At 64.8% G+C, this 16,036-nt stretch carries 18 protein-coding genes and 1 other RNA gene; 5 read left to right on the top strand and 14 right to left on the bottom strand.

Annotated elements, in window-relative coordinates:
• Both ribF and murJ read right to left on the bottom strand, forming a co-directional pair.
• Nucleotides 1–948: a bifunctional riboflavin kinase/FAD synthetase gene (gene ribF, locus PVZ72_RS09435; protein WP_133861312.1), complete on the bottom strand. Its 948-nt coding sequence runs from the start codon at nt 946–948 to the stop codon at nt 1–3.
• Nucleotides 949–1,027: 79 nt separating this feature from the next.
• Nucleotides 1,028–2,566 carry a murein biosynthesis integral membrane protein MurJ gene (gene murJ, locus PVZ72_RS09430; protein WP_133861313.1) on the bottom strand — a complete coding sequence of 513 codons (1,539 nt, stop codon included), beginning with the start codon at nt 2,564–2,566 and terminating at the stop codon, nt 1,028–1,030.
• Nucleotides 2,567–2,809: 243 nt separating this feature from the next.
• Between murJ and rpsT the strand changes: the two genes are divergently transcribed.
• Nucleotides 2,810–3,088 (top strand): 30S ribosomal protein S20, encoded by a 279-nt coding sequence (rpsT, locus tag PVZ72_RS09425; RefSeq protein ID WP_007160795.1) that lies wholly within the window; start codon nt 2,810–2,812, stop codon nt 3,086–3,088.
• Nucleotides 3,089–3,183: 95 nt separating this feature from the next.
• Here rpsT and proB read toward each other — a convergent pair whose 3' ends face one another.
• The 4 genes from proB to rplU all read right to left on the bottom strand — a co-directional run bounded on the left by proB (nt 3,184) and on the right by rplU (nt 6,253).
• On the bottom strand, nt 3,184–4,302 hold the full coding sequence (gene proB, locus PVZ72_RS09420) for a glutamate 5-kinase (protein ID WP_017640856.1): 1,119 nt from the start codon (nt 4,300–4,302) through the stop codon (nt 3,184–3,186).
• Between the two features lie 15 nt (nt 4,303–4,317).
• Nucleotides 4,318–5,529, bottom strand: coding sequence for an Obg family GTPase CgtA (gene cgtA, locus PVZ72_RS09415; protein WP_133861314.1), 1,212 nt, complete (start codon nt 5,527–5,529; stop codon nt 4,318–4,320).
• Nucleotides 5,530–5,651: 122 nt separating this feature from the next.
• Nucleotides 5,652–5,912 carry a 50S ribosomal protein L27 gene (gene rpmA, locus PVZ72_RS09410; protein ID WP_007160792.1) on the bottom strand — a complete coding sequence of 87 codons (261 nt, stop codon included), beginning with the start codon at nt 5,910–5,912 and terminating at the stop codon, nt 5,652–5,654.
• 26 nt (nt 5,913–5,938) lie between these two features.
• Complete coding sequence (rplU, locus tag PVZ72_RS09405) at nt 5,939–6,253, bottom strand: 50S ribosomal protein L21 (RefSeq protein ID WP_007160791.1); 315 nt, start codon at nt 6,251–6,253, stop codon at nt 5,939–5,941.
• Nucleotides 6,254–6,653: 400 nt separating this feature from the next.
• On the opposite strand from rplU, the gene PVZ72_RS09400 reads away from it, so the two are divergent.
• Nucleotides 6,654–7,628, top strand: a complete 975-nt coding sequence (locus PVZ72_RS09400) for a polyprenyl synthetase family protein (protein WP_133861316.1) — start codon at nt 6,654–6,656, stop codon at nt 7,626–7,628.
• Between the two features lie 137 nt (nt 7,629–7,765).
• On the top strand, nt 7,766–8,020 hold the full coding sequence (locus PVZ72_RS09395) for a PA4570 family protein (protein WP_007160789.1): 255 nt from the start codon (nt 7,766–7,768) through the stop codon (nt 8,018–8,020).
• A 12-nt stretch (nt 8,021–8,032) separates the two neighbouring features.
• On the opposite strand, the gene PVZ72_RS09390 is transcribed toward PVZ72_RS09395, so the two are convergent.
• From PVZ72_RS09390 to PVZ72_RS09355, 8 genes are all read right to left on the bottom strand, one after another.
• A non-coding RNA gene (locus PVZ72_RS09390) (sX9 sRNA) lies at nt 8,033–8,108 on the bottom strand.
• Between the two features lie 61 nt (nt 8,109–8,169).
• Nucleotides 8,170–8,787, bottom strand: a complete 618-nt coding sequence (locus tag PVZ72_RS09385; protein WP_273861776.1) for an FKBP-type peptidyl-prolyl cis-trans isomerase — start codon at nt 8,785–8,787, stop codon at nt 8,170–8,172.
• 41 nt (nt 8,788–8,828) lie between these two features.
• Nucleotides 8,829–8,987 (bottom strand): DUF2256 domain-containing protein, encoded by a 159-nt coding sequence (locus tag PVZ72_RS09380; RefSeq protein ID WP_273861775.1) that lies wholly within the window; start codon nt 8,985–8,987, stop codon nt 8,829–8,831.
• Nucleotides 8,984–10,534, bottom strand: a complete 1,551-nt coding sequence (locus tag PVZ72_RS09375) for a cryptochrome/photolyase family protein (RefSeq protein ID WP_273861774.1) — start codon at nt 10,532–10,534, stop codon at nt 8,984–8,986. The genes PVZ72_RS09380 and PVZ72_RS09375 overlap by 4 nt, the downstream gene beginning before the upstream one ends.
• Nucleotides 10,531–10,836: a DUF6482 family protein gene (locus tag PVZ72_RS09370; protein WP_133861320.1), complete on the bottom strand. Its 306-nt coding sequence runs from the start codon at nt 10,834–10,836 to the stop codon at nt 10,531–10,533. Before PVZ72_RS09370 ends, PVZ72_RS09375 begins: the two co-directional genes overlap by 4 nt.
• Before the next feature lie 147 nt (nt 10,837–10,983).
• Entirely contained in the window at nt 10,984–11,472 is a 489-nt protein-coding gene (locus PVZ72_RS09365; RefSeq protein ID WP_133861321.1) for a TIGR00645 family protein, read from the bottom strand.
• A 95-nt stretch (nt 11,473–11,567) separates the two neighbouring features.
• Entirely contained in the window at nt 11,568–11,909 is a 342-nt protein-coding gene (locus tag PVZ72_RS09360; protein WP_007160783.1) for a PA4575 family protein, read from the bottom strand.
• 161 nt (nt 11,910–12,070) lie between these two features.
• Nucleotides 12,071–14,515 (bottom strand): Lon protease family protein, encoded by a 2,445-nt coding sequence (locus PVZ72_RS09355; protein WP_187980264.1) that lies wholly within the window; start codon nt 14,513–14,515, stop codon nt 12,071–12,073.
• 229 nt (nt 14,516–14,744) lie between these two features.
• On the opposite strand from PVZ72_RS09355, the gene PVZ72_RS09350 reads away from it, so the two are divergent.
• Both PVZ72_RS09350 and PVZ72_RS09345 read left to right on the top strand, forming a co-directional pair.
• Complete coding sequence (locus PVZ72_RS09350) at nt 14,745–15,089, top strand: hypothetical protein (protein WP_133861323.1); 345 nt, start codon at nt 14,745–14,747, stop codon at nt 15,087–15,089.
• Nucleotides 15,090–15,158: 69 nt separating this feature from the next.
• Entirely contained in the window at nt 15,159–16,022 is an 864-nt protein-coding gene (locus tag PVZ72_RS09345) for an EamA family transporter (protein ID WP_187980265.1), read from the top strand.
• Nucleotides 16,023–16,036 lie beyond the last annotated feature (14 nt).

The following is a 16,036-nucleotide window of genomic DNA, read 5'->3' as shown; positions in this document are numbered from 1 at the left end:
TCAGTCCAGGCTCGTTGACGGTTGCCCCTGCCAGTAGGCGCGGGCCGTGGCGACGTCCGCTTCGATCGCCGCCTTGAGGGCCTCCAGAGAGGCGAATTTCTGTTCGTCGCGGACCTTCTGCACGAAGGTCACGCTGAGGTGGCGACCATAGAGGTCGCCGGAAAAGTCCAGCAGATGGATTTCCAGATGCGGACGGCCATCGCCCTGCACCGTCGGTCGCTGGCCAATGTTGGCCACACCGGGTACCACCTGCCCATCGATCAGGCTGCTGACCAGATAGACGCCGCGCAGCGGCGGTCGGCGCCGCTTGAGCTGGACATTGGCGGTCGGCCAACCCAGCTGACGCGCCAGCTTCTGGCCATGCAATACCCGGCCCGAGAGGCTGTAGGGGCGTCCCAACATGCGCGCGGCCAGGGCCAGATCGCCGTCGGCCAGGGCCTGGCGGATCAGGGTACTGCTCACCCGCAGGCCATCCAGCTCGACGGTGGTGGCGGCTTCCAGGGTGAAGCCGTGGTCGCGGGCGGCCAGATTCAGGTAGGTGAAGTCGCCGGCGCGATCGCAGCCGAAACGGAAGTCGTCGCCGATCTCCAGGTGCTTCACCCCCAGGCCGTCCACCAGCACCTGCTGGACGAAGGCCTCGGCGGACAACTCGCGCAGCCGCCGATTGAAATTCAGGCAGAGCACATTGTCGACGCCCAGGCGCGCGAAGCATTCCAGCTTCTCGCGCAGGCGGGTCAGGCGCACTGGCGCGATGTCGGGCAGGAAGAATTCGCGGGGCTGCGGTTCGAAGATCACCACGCAACTGGGCACCCCAAGCTCCGCCGCTCGCTCACGCAGCCGCGCGAGGATGGCCTGGTGCCCCAGGTGAACCCCGTCGAAGTTGCCAATGGTGGCAACGCAGCCCTTGGGAAAGGCGTCGAGATGATGGAGACCGCGAAACAGCTGCATGGATAGGGATTGCTCAGAAATTAATCGATTATATCCGGATGCCCGCCGCGAGGACAGGCGCACACCCGGCCTTGTGCAATCACAGCACCGCGCGCCGATTGAAGTCGCGCACGCGGAAGCCGAGCAGGAAGAGACTGGCGAAATAGGCCAGCACCCCCGCGGCGACCAGGCCGCCCAGACGCAGCAGGCGCTGCCACATCAGCCCCTCGCTCCAGCTGGGCAGCAGCTGCATCAGACCGAACAGGACGGCGGTCATCACCGCCACCGCGATCAGCAGCCGGAGCAGGAAGCCCGTCCAGCCCGGTTGGGGGATGAACAGGTTATGGCGGCGCAACTGCCAGAATAAAAGGCCGGCGTTGAGACAGGCCGCCAGACCTATGGCCAGGGCCAGGCCGACGTGCTGCAGCGGCCCGATCAGGATCAGGTTGAGCACCTGGGTCACCGCCAGGGTGAAGATGGCGATCTTTACCGGCGTCTTGATGTTCTGCTGGGCATAGAAGCCCGGCGCCAGCACCTTGACCAGGATGATGCCGAGCAGTCCCACGGCATAGGCGACCAGCGCCCGCTGGGTCATCAGGGCGTCATGGGCATCGAAGCGACCGTACTGGAACAGCGAGACGGTCAGCGGCTCGGACAGCAACGCCAGGGCCGCGGAACAGGGCAGCACCAGCAGGAAGCAGAGTCGCAGCCCCCAGTCGAGCAGTCGCGAATACTCCTGGCGATCGGCCTTGGCGTAGGTACGTGACAGCGCCGGCAGCAGGATGGTCCCGAGCGCCACGCCGAGCACCCCCGAAGGCAACTCCATCAGGCGATCGGCGTAGTACATCCAGGACACCGAGCCGGCCGCCAGGAAAGAAGCGAAGATGGTGTTGATGATCAGCGAGATCTGACTGACCGAGACCCCGAGGATCGCCGGCCCCATCTGCTTCATGACCCGCCAGACACCGGTGTCGCGCAGATTCAGCCGCGGCAGCACCAGCATGCCGATGCGCTTGAGGTGTGGCAGCTGATAGAGGAACTGGGCCAGGCCACCCACCAGTGTCGCCCAGGCCAGCGCCATGATCGGCGGATCGAAATAGGGCGTCAGGAACAGCGCGAAGATGATCATGCTGATGTTGAGCAGGGTCGGCACGAAGGCCGGCACGTTGAATCTGTTCCAGGTATTGAGCACGGCGCCGGCCAGGGAGGCCAGGGAGATCAGCAGGATGTAGGGAAAGGTCACCCGCAGCAGGCTGGACGTGAGGGCGAATTTCTCCGGGGTATCGGCAAAGCCCGGCGCGGTGATCCAGATCACCAGGGGCGCGGCCAGCATGCCCAGCACCGTGACCACCGCCAGCACCAGGGTCAGCAGGCCGCTGACATAGGCCAGGAAGGTCCGGGTGGCCTCCTCGCCCTGCTGGGCCTTGTATTCGGCCAGGATGGGTACGAAGGCCTGGGAAAAGGCGCCCTCGGCGAAGATGCGGCGCAGGAGATTGGGCAGCTTGAAGGCGACGAAGAAGGCATCGGTGGCCATGCCGGCGCCAAAGGTGCGGGCGACGATGGTGTCGCGCACGAAACCCAGCACGCGGGACAGCATGGTCATGGAGCTGACGGCGGCCAGGGACTTGAGCAGATTCATGGCTGGGAGAGGACTCGGTGAACGCAGCGGGACGTGACGAAGGAAGCGCGCGAGCGCAGTCGTGCGATGGGCATAAGCGATCGAGTGTAACGAGGCCCTTCATCGGCGACCAGCCGGATATCCATCCAGACGGCCTTGACAGCCGACGCCAGGGACGTCAAGATTCGCGACCTTAATTTAGCTCTGTACTTGCTACAGAGTTCGCTCTGTACCCAATACAGTCTTTTTCGAAGGAGCTCCACGGTGGCTAACTCCCCCTCCGCCAAAAAACGCGCCAAACAGGCTGAGAAGCGTCGCAGCCACAATGCGAGCCTGCGCTCCATGGTGCGTACCTACATCAAGAACGTCGTCAAGGCGATCGAAGCCAAGGACCTGGAAAAAGCCAAGTCCGCTTACGTTGCTGCCGTTCCGGTCATCGACCGCATGGCCGACAAGGGCATCATCGACAAGAACAAGGCCGCTCGTCACAAGAGCCGCCTGAACGCTCACATCAAGGCCCTGGCTACCCCCGCCGCTGCCTGATAAGCGTTCGAACAAAAAACCGGCCTAGGCCGGTTTTTTATTGCCTGCGATTCAAGAGCCTAACGCCTCCGGAGAAGCGCCAGGCTCGACGATCGTCAGACCAGGACCAGATTGTCCCTGTGGATCAGTTCGGGCTCGTAGACGTAGCCCAGCTCGACGACGATGGCATCCGAGGGCCGCCCCAGGATGCGCCGCGCTTCGGTCGCACTGTAGTTGACCAGGCCACGCGCCACTTCGCGCCCATCCGGACCGACGCAGGCGACCATCTCGCCACGCCGGAAGCTGCCTTCCAGCTCCCGCACCCCCACCGGCAACAGACTGCGATGACCGCCCACCAGGGCCTGCACCGCGCCCGCATCCAGGCGCAGGGTGCCGCGCACCTGCAGATGCCCGGCCAGCCACTGCTTGCGCGCCGCCACCAGGCCGCGCTCGGGTGACAACAGGGTCCCCAGCTGCTCGCCCTGCTGCAGGCGACTGAGCACCTGCTGGATACGCCCGCCGACGATGACGGTATAGGCACCGGAACGCGCCGCCAGACGGGCAGCACGCAGCTTGGTCTGCATGCCGCCACGCCCCAGGGCACCACCGGTACCGCCAGCGACCAGATCCAGGGCCGGATCGTCGGCACGCGCCTCGCTGATAAGACTGGCGTCGGGGTTGTTGCGCGGATCGGCGTCGAACATGCCATCGCGATCGGTAAGGATGACCAGCAGATCAGCCTCGACCAGGTTGGCCACCAGGGCCGCCAGGGTGTCGTTGTCGCCAAAACGAATCTCGTCGGTCACGACGGTATCGTTTTCGTTGATCACCGGCACCACGCCCAGGCTCACCAGCGTCCGCAAGGTACTGCGGGCGTTGAGATAGCGCTTGCGATCGGACAGGTCGTCATGGGTCAGCAGGATCTGCGCGGTCTGTACCTGGTGCTCGGCAAAGCTGGATTCCCAGGCCTGCACCAACCCCATCTGCCCTACCGCCGCGGCCGCCTGCAACTCGTTGATGGCGGTCGGGCGCTGCGCCCAGCCGAGCCGGCTCATGCCAGCCGCCACCGCACCCGAGGACACCAGTACCAGCTCGATGCCCGCCTGGTGCAGGGCCACCATCTGCTCGACCCAACCGGCCATGGCCCCACCGTCCAGACAACGACCGTCGTCGGTCAGCAGGGCACTGCCGATCTTTACCACCCAGCGCTGGGCGCCAGACACCTGATCACGCATGGGCAAGCTCCTTTCTTACCGTACGTAGAAGATTTCCGGACCGTCGCCGTCGTCTTCGTCATCGAAGTCGTCATCGGCATCGTCCACCGCCTTGACCCCGGAACGACGCAGGGCACGCTGGTCATCCAGCGCCTGCAGCCGTGCCCGCGCCTCGTCCTCGATGCGCTGATCGAGTTCTTCCAGCGCTTCGGCATAGGCCGGATCCTCGGCGAGGCGCAGGGTGCGCTCGTCGAGATACTGCATGATCGCCTGACAGAGCTGCTCGGTCCCTTCGCGCTCCAGCGCGGAGATGACAAAGACCGGACCCTGCCAGTCCAGGTGCTCGACCACCGCCTTGAGGCGCTCTTCGCGCTCGTCATCGAGCAATTGGTCGGCCTTGTTCAGCACCAGCCAGCGGTCACGTTCGCCGAGCGCCGGGCTGAACTTGGTGAGCTCGTTGATGATGGTCTCGGCAGCCTCGGCCGGATCGCTCTCATCCAGCGGTGCCATGTCGACAAGGTGCAGCAGCAGGCGGGTTCGCGCCAGGTGCTTGAGGAAACGGATCCCCAGACCGGCGCCTTCGGAGGCACCCTCGATCAGCCCCGGAATGTCGGCGACCACGAAGCTCTTGAAGCGCCCCACGCTGACCACACCCAGGTTCGGCACCAGGGTGGTGAAGGGATAGTCCGCCACCTTGGGCTTGGCGGCCGACACCGCACGGATGAAGGTGCTCTTGCCGGCATTGGGCAGGCCGAGCAGGCCGATGTCCGCCAGCACCTTGAGCTCCAGCTTGAGATCACGCTCTTCGCCGGGCTTGCCGGGCGTGGTCTGCCGCGGCGCACGGTTGGTGCTGGATTTGAAACGGGTATTGCCGAGGCCGTGCCAGCCGCCCTGGACCACCCGGATGCGCTGACCGGGCTGGGTCAGGTCGCCGATGATCTCCTGGGTCGCCGCATCGATCACCGTGGTGCCCACGGGGACCGGCAGCACCAGGTCTTCACCCTTGGCGCCGGTGCACTCGGTGCTCCCGCCCTTTTCACCGTTCTGCGCGGTGAAACGTCGGGTGTAACGGTAATCGACCAGGGTGTTCAGGTTGATGTCGGCTTCAAGCCAGATCGACCCGCCATCGCCGCCGTCACCGCCATTGGGGCCACCCTTCTCGATGAATTTCTCCCGGCGGAAACTCATCATGCCGTTGCCGCCGTCACCCGCTTTTACGTGTATGGATACTTCATCGACGAATTTCATCTGGACCTCCCGCGCTCGCGGGCCGCTGCAAACAAGGAAATAGCTTAACTACAAGGGAAATAGCTTAACTACAAACGAAAAAGCCCCGTCGGGTAGACAGGGCTTTTCTTTCGTCACGGGCCTTAGGCGGCGGCGACGATGCTCACGTAACGACGGCCAAAGGCGCCCTTCACGTCGAACTTGATCACGCCGTCCACTTTCGCGAACAGGGTGTGATCCTTTCCGAGGCCCACGCCGTAACCGGCATGGTACTGGGTGCCGCGCTGACGCACGATGATGTTGCCGGCCTTGACGACCTGGCCGCCGTACAGCTTCACGCCAAGGCGTTTGCTTTCGGAATCGCGACCGTTACGAGTAGAACCACCCGCTTTTTTGTGTGCCATGAGTCAATTCTCCGTTAGAGGCGAGATCAGGCCTGGATGCCAGTGATCTTGATTTCGGTGAACCACTGACGGTGGCCCTGACGCTTCATGTGATGCTTACGACGACGGAATTTGATGATGGTGACCTTGTCGTGACGGCCCTGGGCGGTCACTTCGGCGGTCACTTTGGCACCATCAACGACCGGCAGACCGATCTTGACGTCGTCACCGTTGCCAACCAGCAGAACCTGGTCGAAGGTGACGGTTTCACCGGTGGCGATGTCGAGCTTCTCGACCTTCAGGTATTCGCCTTCGGCGACCTTGTATTGCTTGCCACCGGTAACGATAACTGCGTAGGACATGGTAAATCTCCGTTAAACCTGCTCACCCGGTGCTTTATAGGAGGTATCGTCGACCGGCATGGCTGCACGGGACCGGAAGGACCGCCGCGCAATTGCGTAAGACAGGGGGTTAACCCTAGGAATGTTCAGGGCCAGCGATTCTACGCAAGCCCGGGCCAGGAGGCAAGAGCCGTCCGCCCGCGCCTTGACAGCCCCCCACCCCACCCCTAGCATGCCGCGCAACCTCGTTCAGCGGCCATGCCGGGCCGGTGCCCAGCCGAATCGGCAGGAGCGGCGAGCCGCGGGAGCGCGATGGCAATCCCTGGGCATGGCACTCGTGCCGGTCCCTAGGGCATAGTCTGGCGGTCATGCGCCATCCGGCCGCCTGAATATTGCCCGGACCTCCAGTGGACACCTCTCAATGACGCAGCAATCCCAGTCCTTCTATCGCGTGGTGACGGACGATTTCGCCGCCGTAGACGGCATCATCCGCCAGCAGCTGACCTCGCGCGTGCCGCTGGTCGAGAAGATTGGCGACTACATCGTCTCCGCGGGCGGCAAACGCCTGCGTCCGCTGCTGGTCCTGCTGGCCGGCAAGGCGCTCGGGCGCGCCGACCACGATCTGCAGCTGCTGGCGGCGACCATCGAATTCCTGCACACCTCCACCCTGCTGCACGACGATGTCGTCGATGCCTCGGGGATGCGCCGCGGCCGCTCCACCGCCAACGCCCTCTGGGGCAATGCCCCCAGCGTGCTGGTCGGCGACTTCCTCTATGCCCGCTCCTTCGAGATGATGGTGGCGCTGGGTTCCATGGAGGTGATGCGCATCATCTCCCAGGCCACTCGTGTCATCGCCGAGGGCGAGGTGCTGCAGCTGTCGAAGATCCGCGACGCCAGTACCACCGAAGAGATCTACATGGAGGTCATTCGCGGCAAGACCGCCATGCTCTTCGAGGCCTCCACCCACAGCGCGGCGATCCTGGCCGACGCCAGCGCCGAACAGGCGGACGCCCTGCGCCGCTATGGCGATCATCTGGGCGTCGCCTTCCAGCTGGTCGACGACCTGCTCGACTACCAGGGCGACGCCGTGGCCCTGGGCAAGAACGTCGGTGACGACCTGGCCGAAGGCAAACCGACCCTGCCGCTGATCGTGACCATGCGCGAAGGCACTGCCGAACAGGCCGCACTGGTACGCCAGGCGATCCGCCAGGGCGGCAGCCAGGATCTGGAAGGCGTGCGCGCCGCCGTCGAAGCCGCCGGCGCCCTCGACTATACCGCGCGCAAGGCGCAGGAATTCGCCGAGCGGGCCATCGCCTGCCTGGATGCCCTGCCCGCCAGCGAATATCGCGACGCGCTCGCCGACCTGGGTCGCTTCTCGGTGGCCCGTACCCACTGAGGCCTGCCGTCGACTGACCAGGCCCGCCGTCGCCAGACTGCGGGCTTTTTCATGTCCTACTAAAAAAGTCAGGTAATCGGCTTGCTATTTAGCGAATAAGAATTATTCTCATAAATAGCACAGCAGGAGCTCTTGCCATGACTTATCTGATCGACGCCTGGCTGGACCGGCCGCACCCCTATCTGCGCATCCTCAACCGGGAAACCGGCAAGGTCTGCGCGGAACTGGACGAGACGGCCCTGGAAGAACTCAAGGACCTGGGCGAGCTGGACCTGCACAGCCTCACCTCCAGCGAACCGCGGGTGGTGAAGGAGCAGATCCGCCAGGTCTTCCTGTTCAGCTACGCCTTGGCGCTGCGCCCGGACAACGAGGCGCTGCGGCTGGACTGCTGAAGGCCGGAGAGTGGCCAACAGAACGTAGCGAGCGGTTGTTAGGCGGGTGCGCGCGGAGCGCAGAAACCGCAATGTACAAGTGGTACATGAGGATTTCGAGCACGGCACGCACCCGCCTGGCGGACGCGCAGTAGTTTTGTTGGTCGCTCTTAAAGGACGTCGAGCAGCTCCACGTCGAACACCAGCACGCTGTGCGGCGGGATGCCGCCGACGCCCTGGGCGCCATAGGCCAGTTCACTGGGCACATGCAGACGCCACTTGCTGCCGGCAGGCATCAGTTGCAGGGCTTCGGTCCAGCCGGCGATCACGCCGCCCACCGGAAACTCGGCCGGCTGGCCGCGCTGGTAGGAGCTGTCGAACACGCTGCCGTCGATGAGGGTGCCGTGGTAGTGGGTACGCACCTGGTCTTCGCGAGTCGGCGTAGCGCCGTCACCCTGGGTGAGCACCTCGTATTGCAAACCGGACGGCAGCACCACGACGCCAGGGCGCTCGGCATTGGCCTTCAGGTAGTCGACGCCTTCCTGGGCGGCCGCGGCGGCCTTGATCTGGGCTTCCGCCTGCATGCGCTCGCGGATGACCCGGAAGCTGGCGTTCAGCGACTCGACGTCCACCCGGGACTCCTGGCCGTCGAAGGCCTCGTTGAGACCGGCGAGCACGGCTGCCAGCTGCATGCCGGGGACCGGATTCTGGCGCAGCTGATCGCCCAATTGGCGGCCGATGCCATAGCTGACGCGGGCTTCGTTGGTGTCGAGCAGGATGTCGTTCATTGCAGCCTTTCCATCGTCAAAAAGGAGCCGAGCCTAGCACATCAGCGACTCGACTCGCCGCCGCCCAGGCTGCCACGCTGCCGGCGACATCGCTCGGAGCAGTAGCGCACCTCGTCCCAGTTGCGCTCCCACTTCTTGCGCCAGGTGAAGGGCCGCTGGCAGACCGGACAGAGCTTGGTGGGCAGATCGGCCTTCTTCATAGGGATTCTCCTGCGTCGAGACGTGCCAGCAGTGCCTCGCCCCGCTGCCAGAGCGCCTGCTGCCGCTCGGGCGTCTGACGATCGAGATTGCGATAGAGATTGAGCATGCGCGGATAGTGGGCGAAGCGCCCGCGATGGCGGATCAGGAAATGCCAGTAGAGGGCATTGAAGGGGCAGGCCCGCTCGCCCAGGGCTTCGCCGACCTGATAGTGGCAGCCCTTGCAATAGTCGGACTGGCGACGGATGTACTGGCCGCTGGCGCAATAGGGCTTGCTCGCCAGATAGCCACCGTCCGCGTGCATTACCATGGCCTGGGTGTTGGGCAGCTCGACCCACTCGAAGGCATCCAGATAGACCGCCAGGTACCACTCGCCGATGGCCTGGGGCGCGATGCCGGCCAGCAGGGCGAAGTTGCCGGTGACCATCAGCCGCTGGATATGGTGGGCGTAACCCAGCGCCAGGGTCTGGCCGATGGCTTCGCGCATGCAGGCCATGCGGGTCGTCCCGGTCCAATAGAACTCCGGTAGCGGCCGGCTATTGCCCAGCACATTGAGCTCCCGGTAGTCGGGCATGCGCAGCCAGTAGACGCCATGGACGTACTCCCGCCAACCGATCAGTTGACGCAGAAAACCCTCGGCGCTGTTGAGCGGCACCCTGCCCTCGCGATAGGCGGCGTCCACGTCGGCGCAGAGCTGACGCAGGTCCAGCAGCCCGATATTGAGTGCCGCGCTGATCCGCGCGTGATGCAGATAGGGCTCGCCATGGGCCATGGCGTCCTGGTAGCGGCCGAAGTCGTGCAGACCCGACGCCAGGAAGTGCTGCCAGAGGCGCTCGGCATCGGGACGGGTCACCGGATAGTCGAAGCCCTCCAGCCGGCCATAGTGGTGGGCGAAGCGCTGCCCGACCAGGTCGAGCACCTCCCGGGTACAGGCATCGGGCGGACAGCTGAAGGGCTCGGGGACAGGATGGTCCCTGGGCAGGGCCTTGCGATTGTCCCTGTCCAGATTCCAGACCCCGCCACAGGGTTCGCCCTCCCCTTCCATCAACCAACCGTGTCGTCTGCGCATGCCGCGGTAGAAGGCCTCCATGCGCAACTCGGTGCGCGCCCCGGCCCAGCGGGCGAAGGCGCCGCGGCTGCAGAGGAATCGGTCGTCGCCGTGCCACTGCACAGGCACCGCCAGAGCGAGACTCCGCAAGGCCTGTTCCAGACGCCATTCGCCGGTTTCGGTCAGGTGAACCTCGCGCGCACCCGTCCTCTTCGCCCAGAAAGCGATCTCGGCCGGCAGCGAGCCCTGGTTGTCCGGGTCGTTCAGGGTGCGGTAATGGACCTGGAAGCCATGCGTGCGCATCTCGCTGGCGAAATGGCGCATGGCGCTGAAGATCAGGGCGATCTTGCGCGGATGGTGCGGGACGTAGCTGGTTTCTTCCTGGACCTCGGCGAGCAGCAGCACGTCTTGCACGGGATCGGCATTACGCAGGGAGGCCAGCCGGGGCGACAACTGATCGCCAAGGATCGGCAGCAGGCGCCGGACGGCGCCGTTGCTCAAGAGGCGTTCCGGTAGTTCAGCGGGATCTTCAGGGGTTCCGAGGAGCGTGGCGCCATGCCGACCATCTCGTCATAGGCGCTGTGCTGGATGAGAAAGCACGGCAGCGGCGGCAGGTCGGCCAGCAGACGGCGGGCCTGGGCAGCGGAGCCCAGGCGGTAGAAGTGGCCATCCCGCCCGGTCAGCCGCGTGCGACCGTCCTGGGTGAGCACCTCGAGTACATAGAAGCCGCCCTCGATGGACAGCAGATTGAGTTCACGGACCTCGCCGGCCTGGGCGCGCTGGGTCAATTCCGGCAATTGCATGGAAACCTCCGGGTCGAGATCGACGCTAGGAAGGGCGTCGATCGGCAGCTGTAAGCATTCGACAACCTAGGACAAGCAAGCGCAGCGGCGCAATCCACAAAGCGTAAACGAAAGCTGCCGGCGGCGGACAAGTGGCCGCCCGGCCCGTCAGTGCTTGGTCAGCCGATCCAGATAGCCCATGGCGAAGGCCGAGACCACGAACACCAGATGGATGATCACGTACCACTTGAGGTATTCGGGATTGGTGTTCTGGGCATCCATGAAGATGCGCAGCAGGTGGATCGAGGAGATGGCGACGATGGAGGCAGCCACTTTGTTCTTCAGCGAGCCCGAATCCATCTTGCCCAGCCAGCTGAGCTTTTCCGAGCCTTCGTCGATGTCCAGCTGGGAGACGAAATTCTCGTAGCCGGAGATCATCACCATGACCAGCAGGCCACCCACCAGCGCCATGTCGATAAGCGACAGGACCAGCAGGATCAGTTCGGCTTCGGTGGATTGGAAGATGTGCGGCAGGACGTGGAAGACTTCCTGAAAGAACTTGAGCGCCAGCAGGACCAGCGCCAGGGACAACCCCAGATAGATGGGGGCCAGCAGCCAGCGGGAGGCGTAAAGGGCTTTTTCGATCAGACGTTCCATGCAGACTCGCTCCATGCAGACTCGCTCGGATTACCAGGGCCGGGCGAGTATACCGGGGCGGTGCGGGCGGACCAATGCGGCAGGTTGTACCTGACTCAGGCGTCGGGGCCGACCTGGAAACGCACCTGCTGGTGGGCACGTTCGCCGTTCATCTTGCGCAGCTCGCTCTGCATGTGCAGGCGCCAGATCTGGGTCTCTTCGACCTGGATATAGCCCTGTTCCACCAGGTTTTCGGCGATGGCGGTCATGACGCCTTCGGCCGCCTTGGGACCGTGGAAAGGCCCCTGGGCCTTGATTGCGGTGGGCTGCTGGCCATTCAGGCCGGCGGCGCACAACAGGGTCCAGAGGCCCTGTTCCTGACCGAGCGGCTTGATTTCGCATTCGATACGGGTGACGAGGCCCAGGCAGGGACGGATCAGGGTAATGGTGCGGGACATGGCGTCATCCTCTCGAAGCGCTCAATGCTCGCCGTTCCTAGGCCAGAGGTATCCACAAAGGCTGTGGACAACCCTGTTGGTCAACAGGGGGCAAGCGGGTCTGGGCGCCGTGCTACTTGGGCTGCGACGCCTTGTACAAAATCCGACCTGCCCCCTGGAGCTCAGTTCTCCTGCGCTTCGTTGTTTTTCCCTTTTGCCTTGGAGTTATCACTGAGTTTGTCGGCCAGTTCATCTTCCAGCTCGAGCTCGGCGATTTCCTTGAGACGCTGTACCACGCGCGCATTGACGCTGCCGTCCGGGAAGCGACCCTTGGCATCCGGTGCCCCGGCGGGCTCGCCCACCAGCAGCGACAGAGCCTCGTCCGCCTGGCGCACGGCATAGACATGGAACAGCCCCTCGCGCACCGCTGCCAGCACGGTCTCGTCGAGCATCAGGTTGGTGACGTTGGCGCGCGGGATGATCACGCCCTGCTCGCCGGTCAGACCGCGGGCCTGACAGAGGCGGAAGAAGCCTTCGATCTTCTCGTTCACGCCGCCGACCGGCTGCACCTCGCCGAACTGGTTGATCGAGCCGGTGATGGCGAAGCACTGCTTGAGCGGCGTGCGCGACAGCGCGGAGATCAGGGTGCAGGCCTCGCCGAGGGAGGCGCTGTCGCCGTCGACATAGCCATAGGACTGCTCCAGGGCGATGCTGGCCGAGATCGACAGCGGAAATTCCTGGGCATAGCGACTGCCCAGGTAGCCGGTCAGGATCATCACGCCCTTGGAGTGGATGGGTTGTCCGAGGCTGACCTCGCGCTCGATGTCGAGGATGCCACTGGCGCCCGGGTAGACCGTGGCGGAGATGCGCGCCGGCATGCCGAAGGCGGAATCGGCCACCTCCAGCACGGTGAGGCCGTTGCACTTGCCCACCGCGGCACCCTGGGTATCGATGAGGATGAGTCCGGTGAGCATGTCGTCCAGCACCCGGGCGCAGACGCGACCGGTGCGGGTTTCCTTGGCCTTGAGCGCACGCTCGACATGGCCCTTGTCGGTACGCTCGTCGCCGGCAAGGTGGCGGATGAAGTCGGCTTCGCTGACCAGCTGGAACAGATCGCCGATACGCGCCGACAACCGGCCCTGGTGCTCGGCCAGCCGCGCGCTGTAGGTGGCCAACCGCGCCACGGCCGCCGAGGTCAGGGGCGCCATGCCCTCTTCCGAGGTACGCGTCTTGAGCAACTGGGCGAACTGCTCGAGGCTTTCGTCGCGCAGTGGCAGCTCTTCGTCGAAGTCCACCAGCACCCGGAACATCTCCTGGAAGTCCGAATCCAGCTCCTGCAGGGTGTAGTAGATGTTGCGCGAGCCGATGATGATGACCTTGAGCTGCAACGGGATCTGCTGCGGCGCCAGGCTCATGGCGGTGAGCCGACCCAGCTCGGCCAGCGGCGATTCCATCTTCAGCTGACGCGAATGCAGGGCGCGCTTGAGGGCATCCCAGACGAAGGGCTCGGTCAGCAGCTTGTCCGCCTCGACGATGAGGAAGCCGCCATTGGCGCGGTGCAGCGCGCCGGGGCGCAGCTGGCGGTAGTTGGTGTAGAGCGCGCCCTGATCGGACTGGTACTCGATGCGACCGAAGAGGTTGTCGTAGGTCGGGTGGGACTCGAACACTACCGGGGCACCGCCGGTGACGTGGTGGCCGATGATCAGATTGGGCTCGTACTGCTCGCGCAGCTCCTTGCGCCGCTGCATGTCGGGCTTGGCGTCGTCGGCCAGTTGCTCGACCACCGTCTTGAGCAGGTCCACCTGCATCGCCTGCAGGTAGGCGCAGACCCCGGGGTTGTCGTTGTACTTTTCCGACAGCGGCGCCAGCAGCGGCTGCAGGGCCTGGATGATGGTGTCTTCGTTCAGGGCACGCAGCTGGTTGCTCGATTCCCGGCGCCACTGCGGCAGGCTGGCCAGCTCTTCGTTGAGACGCTCTTCCAGGCTGGAGATGTCGGCGTGGAACCGCTCCCGCTCGGCCTCGGGCAACTGGGCGAAGTCGGCTTCATCCAGCGCCTTGCCTTCCTTCATCGGGGTGAAGGCGACATTGTTGGCGTCGCGGTAGAGGGCGATTTCCTTTTCCAGGGCGAGCTTTTCCACCACGTCCAGCGCCTGGTCATAGCGCTGGTTGAAGGCGCGCTCGATGGCGCTCTTCTTCTGCTGGAAGGCCGGATGCTCGAATACCGCCGGGAAGGTGGCCAGCAGGTTGTCGATGAAATGGGCCATGTCGGCCACGAAGGCCTCGCCCTCGCCGGGGGGCAGCTCCAGCACGCTTGGCGCCCGGGGCTCTTCGAAGTGATTCAGGTACACCCAGTCGTTGGGCGTCGGCTGGCGCTTGGCTTCGGCCTTGAGATAGCGCTGGACGAAGGAGAAACGACCGGTGCCCGGCTCGCCCATGACGAAGACGTTGTAGCCGGGCCGCGGCATGGCCACGCCGAACTGCAGGGCTTCCACCGCGCGCTCCTGACCCAGGATGCCGCGAAAGGGCTCGAGCTGATCGGTATCGGCGAAGGAAAACTGTTCGGGGGCGAAGGGGCGGGTCAGCTCATCAGGGGCGAGCCGGAGACCGGCTGCGACGGGATCGTGCATCGTAAGTCCTTGTCAGGCATGCAAGCAGTGCCCGCATTCTGCGACCGGGATGACAGCCGAAGCAAGGCAAGCGGCGCTCCGCCGCGTATTTAAGCGCAGCGGTTCGAGGGGCTTGCCATGACGTCCGTCGGTATTTTTCAACCCAGGCGTTTTTTGACGAAATTCTCACCAGGCGCCAACTAAGCTTTATCCATAGGGATCAGACGTAGTATCCCGTGAGGAGGCTCCCATGGCTGTCTCTCGTCGTCTCGCCTCGCTGTTCATCCTGCTGGCCAGTCTCGCGGCCTGCACCAGTTACCACGACCAGTTGATCGCCAAGGGCTATCCCCCGGCCTATGCCGATGGCTTCAGCGACGGTTGCCAGACCGGCAAACAGGCGGTCAATGGCATCGGTTACGAGCACAAGGACGCCCGTCGCTTCGCCGCGGAAAAGCCCTACCAGCAGGGGTGGGACGCGGGCTACGCGCAATGCGTGCAGGTGGCCCAGCGCGAAGAGCAGCAGCGCTTCATCGAGCAGGTCCGGGAAAATCGCGAAAGCGCCGAATCGCTGCTGCAGCGCTCGAGAACACGTTGAGGTCGCAGCCAACCTTGCGACCCTGACCGGATGACCTATGCTGGCGGGCCCGCTAGTCGAGCCCTGCCGATGTCTGCCCGCTCTCCGCTGTTTGCCGTCGCCCTGCTGCTGGTCGCCATGACCTCGATCCAGACCAGCGCCAGCCTGGCCAAGACCCTGTTCCTGCGTCTCGATCCGGTGGGCGTCACCACCCTGCGGCTGATCTTCGCGGCTCTCGTCCTGCTGATCGTGCTGCGCCCCTGGCGCAACTTCCGCCGCGCGGCGCTGGGCAGCCTGCTGGGCTATGGCGTCGCCATGGGCGTGATGAACCTGACCATCTACCTGGCCATGCAGCGGCTGCCGATCGGCATCGCCGTCGGCCTGGAATTCGTCGGTCCGCTGGTGGTGGCGCTGTGCGCCCTGCGCCGCTGGCTGGACCTGCTGTGGATCGTGCTGGTGGTGGCCGGCCTGGCCGTGCTCCTGCCCTTCGGCCACAACGCCTCGGCACTGGATCCGCTGGGCACCACCCTGGCCCTGGGGGCTGGCGCCTGCTGGGCGATCTACATCGTCCTGGGCAAGCGCGCCGGCGCGGTTCACGGTACCGGCACGGTGGCTTTCGGCGCGACCATCGCCGCCCTGGTCGTGCTGCCCATCGGCATCGTCCACAGCGGCAGCAATCTCTTGCAACCGGAAATCTGGCCGCTGGCGCTGGCCCTGGCGCTGATGTCCACGGCCATTCCCTATGCCCTGGAAATGGTCGTCCTGACCCGCCTGCCGGCCGCCACCTTCGGCACCCTGATGAGTCTGGAACCGGCGCTGGGCGCCCTTTCCGGCTGGGTATTCCTCGGCGAGATCCTGGGCGTTGCCCAGTGGTTCGCCCTCGCCTGCATCATCGCCGCGTCCATCGGCGCCACCTGGAGCAGCCGCCTGACCCCGGAGCAAACGCCACTCTAGACACTCTATAGCGA

The organism is Pseudomonas sp. LA5 (genome assembly GCF_028640825.1).
Lineage (GTDB): Bacteria > Pseudomonadota > Gammaproteobacteria > Pseudomonadales > Pseudomonadaceae > Chryseomonas > Chryseomonas aestiva.
The sequence above is the reverse complement of the archived record's forward strand: the minus strand, read 5'-3'. Positions and strand labels throughout refer to the sequence as shown.

What these genes read in the sequence shown, in the direction of transcription:
- PVZ72_RS09360 (WP_007160783.1), bottom strand. Translation starts at nt 11,909, where the DNA reads ATGTCCCGCACCATTACCCTGATCCGTCCCTGCCTGGGCCTCGTCACC.
- PVZ72_RS09365 (WP_133861321.1), bottom strand. Translation starts at nt 11,472, where the DNA reads ATGGAACGTCTGATCGAAAAAGCCCTTTACGCCTCCCGCTGGCTGCTG.
- rplU (WP_007160791.1), bottom strand. Translation starts at nt 6,253, where the DNA reads ATGTCCTACGCAGTTATCGTTACCGGTGGCAAGCAATACAAGGTCGCC.
- cgtA (WP_133861314.1), bottom strand. Translation starts at nt 5,529, where the DNA reads ATGAAATTCGTCGATGAAGTATCCATACACGTAAAAGCGGGTGACGGC.
- PVZ72_RS09355 (WP_187980264.1), bottom strand. Translation starts at nt 14,515, where the DNA reads ATGCACGATCCCGTCGCAGCCGGTCTCCGGCTCGCCCCTGATGAGCTG.
- rpmA (WP_007160792.1), bottom strand. Translation starts at nt 5,912, where the DNA reads ATGGCACACAAAAAAGCGGGTGGTTCTACTCGTAACGGTCGCGATTCC.
- PVZ72_RS09395 (WP_007160789.1), top strand. Translation starts at nt 7,766, where the DNA reads ATGACTTATCTGATCGACGCCTGGCTGGACCGGCCGCACCCCTATCTG.
- PVZ72_RS09370 (WP_133861320.1), bottom strand. Translation starts at nt 10,836, where the DNA reads ATGCAATTGCCGGAATTGACCCAGCGCGCCCAGGCCGGCGAGGTCCGT.
- PVZ72_RS09345 (WP_187980265.1), top strand. Translation starts at nt 15,159, where the DNA reads ATGTCTGCCCGCTCTCCGCTGTTTGCCGTCGCCCTGCTGCTGGTCGCC.
- PVZ72_RS09350 (WP_133861323.1), top strand. Translation starts at nt 14,745, where the DNA reads ATGGCTGTCTCTCGTCGTCTCGCCTCGCTGTTCATCCTGCTGGCCAGT.
- PVZ72_RS09385 (WP_273861776.1), bottom strand. Translation starts at nt 8,787, where the DNA reads ATGAACGACATCCTGCTCGACACCAACGAAGCCCGCGTCAGCTATGGC.
- proB (WP_017640856.1), bottom strand. Translation starts at nt 4,302, where the DNA reads ATGCGTGATCAGGTGTCTGGCGCCCAGCGCTGGGTGGTAAAGATCGGC.
- ribF (WP_133861312.1), bottom strand. Translation starts at nt 948, where the DNA reads ATGCAGCTGTTTCGCGGTCTCCATCATCTCGACGCCTTTCCCAAGGGC.
- murJ (WP_133861313.1), bottom strand. Translation starts at nt 2,566, where the DNA reads ATGAATCTGCTCAAGTCCCTGGCCGCCGTCAGCTCCATGACCATGCTG.
- PVZ72_RS09400 (WP_133861316.1), top strand. Translation starts at nt 6,654, where the DNA reads ATGACGCAGCAATCCCAGTCCTTCTATCGCGTGGTGACGGACGATTTC.
- PVZ72_RS09380 (WP_273861775.1), bottom strand. Translation starts at nt 8,987, where the DNA reads ATGAAGAAGGCCGATCTGCCCACCAAGCTCTGTCCGGTCTGCCAGCGG.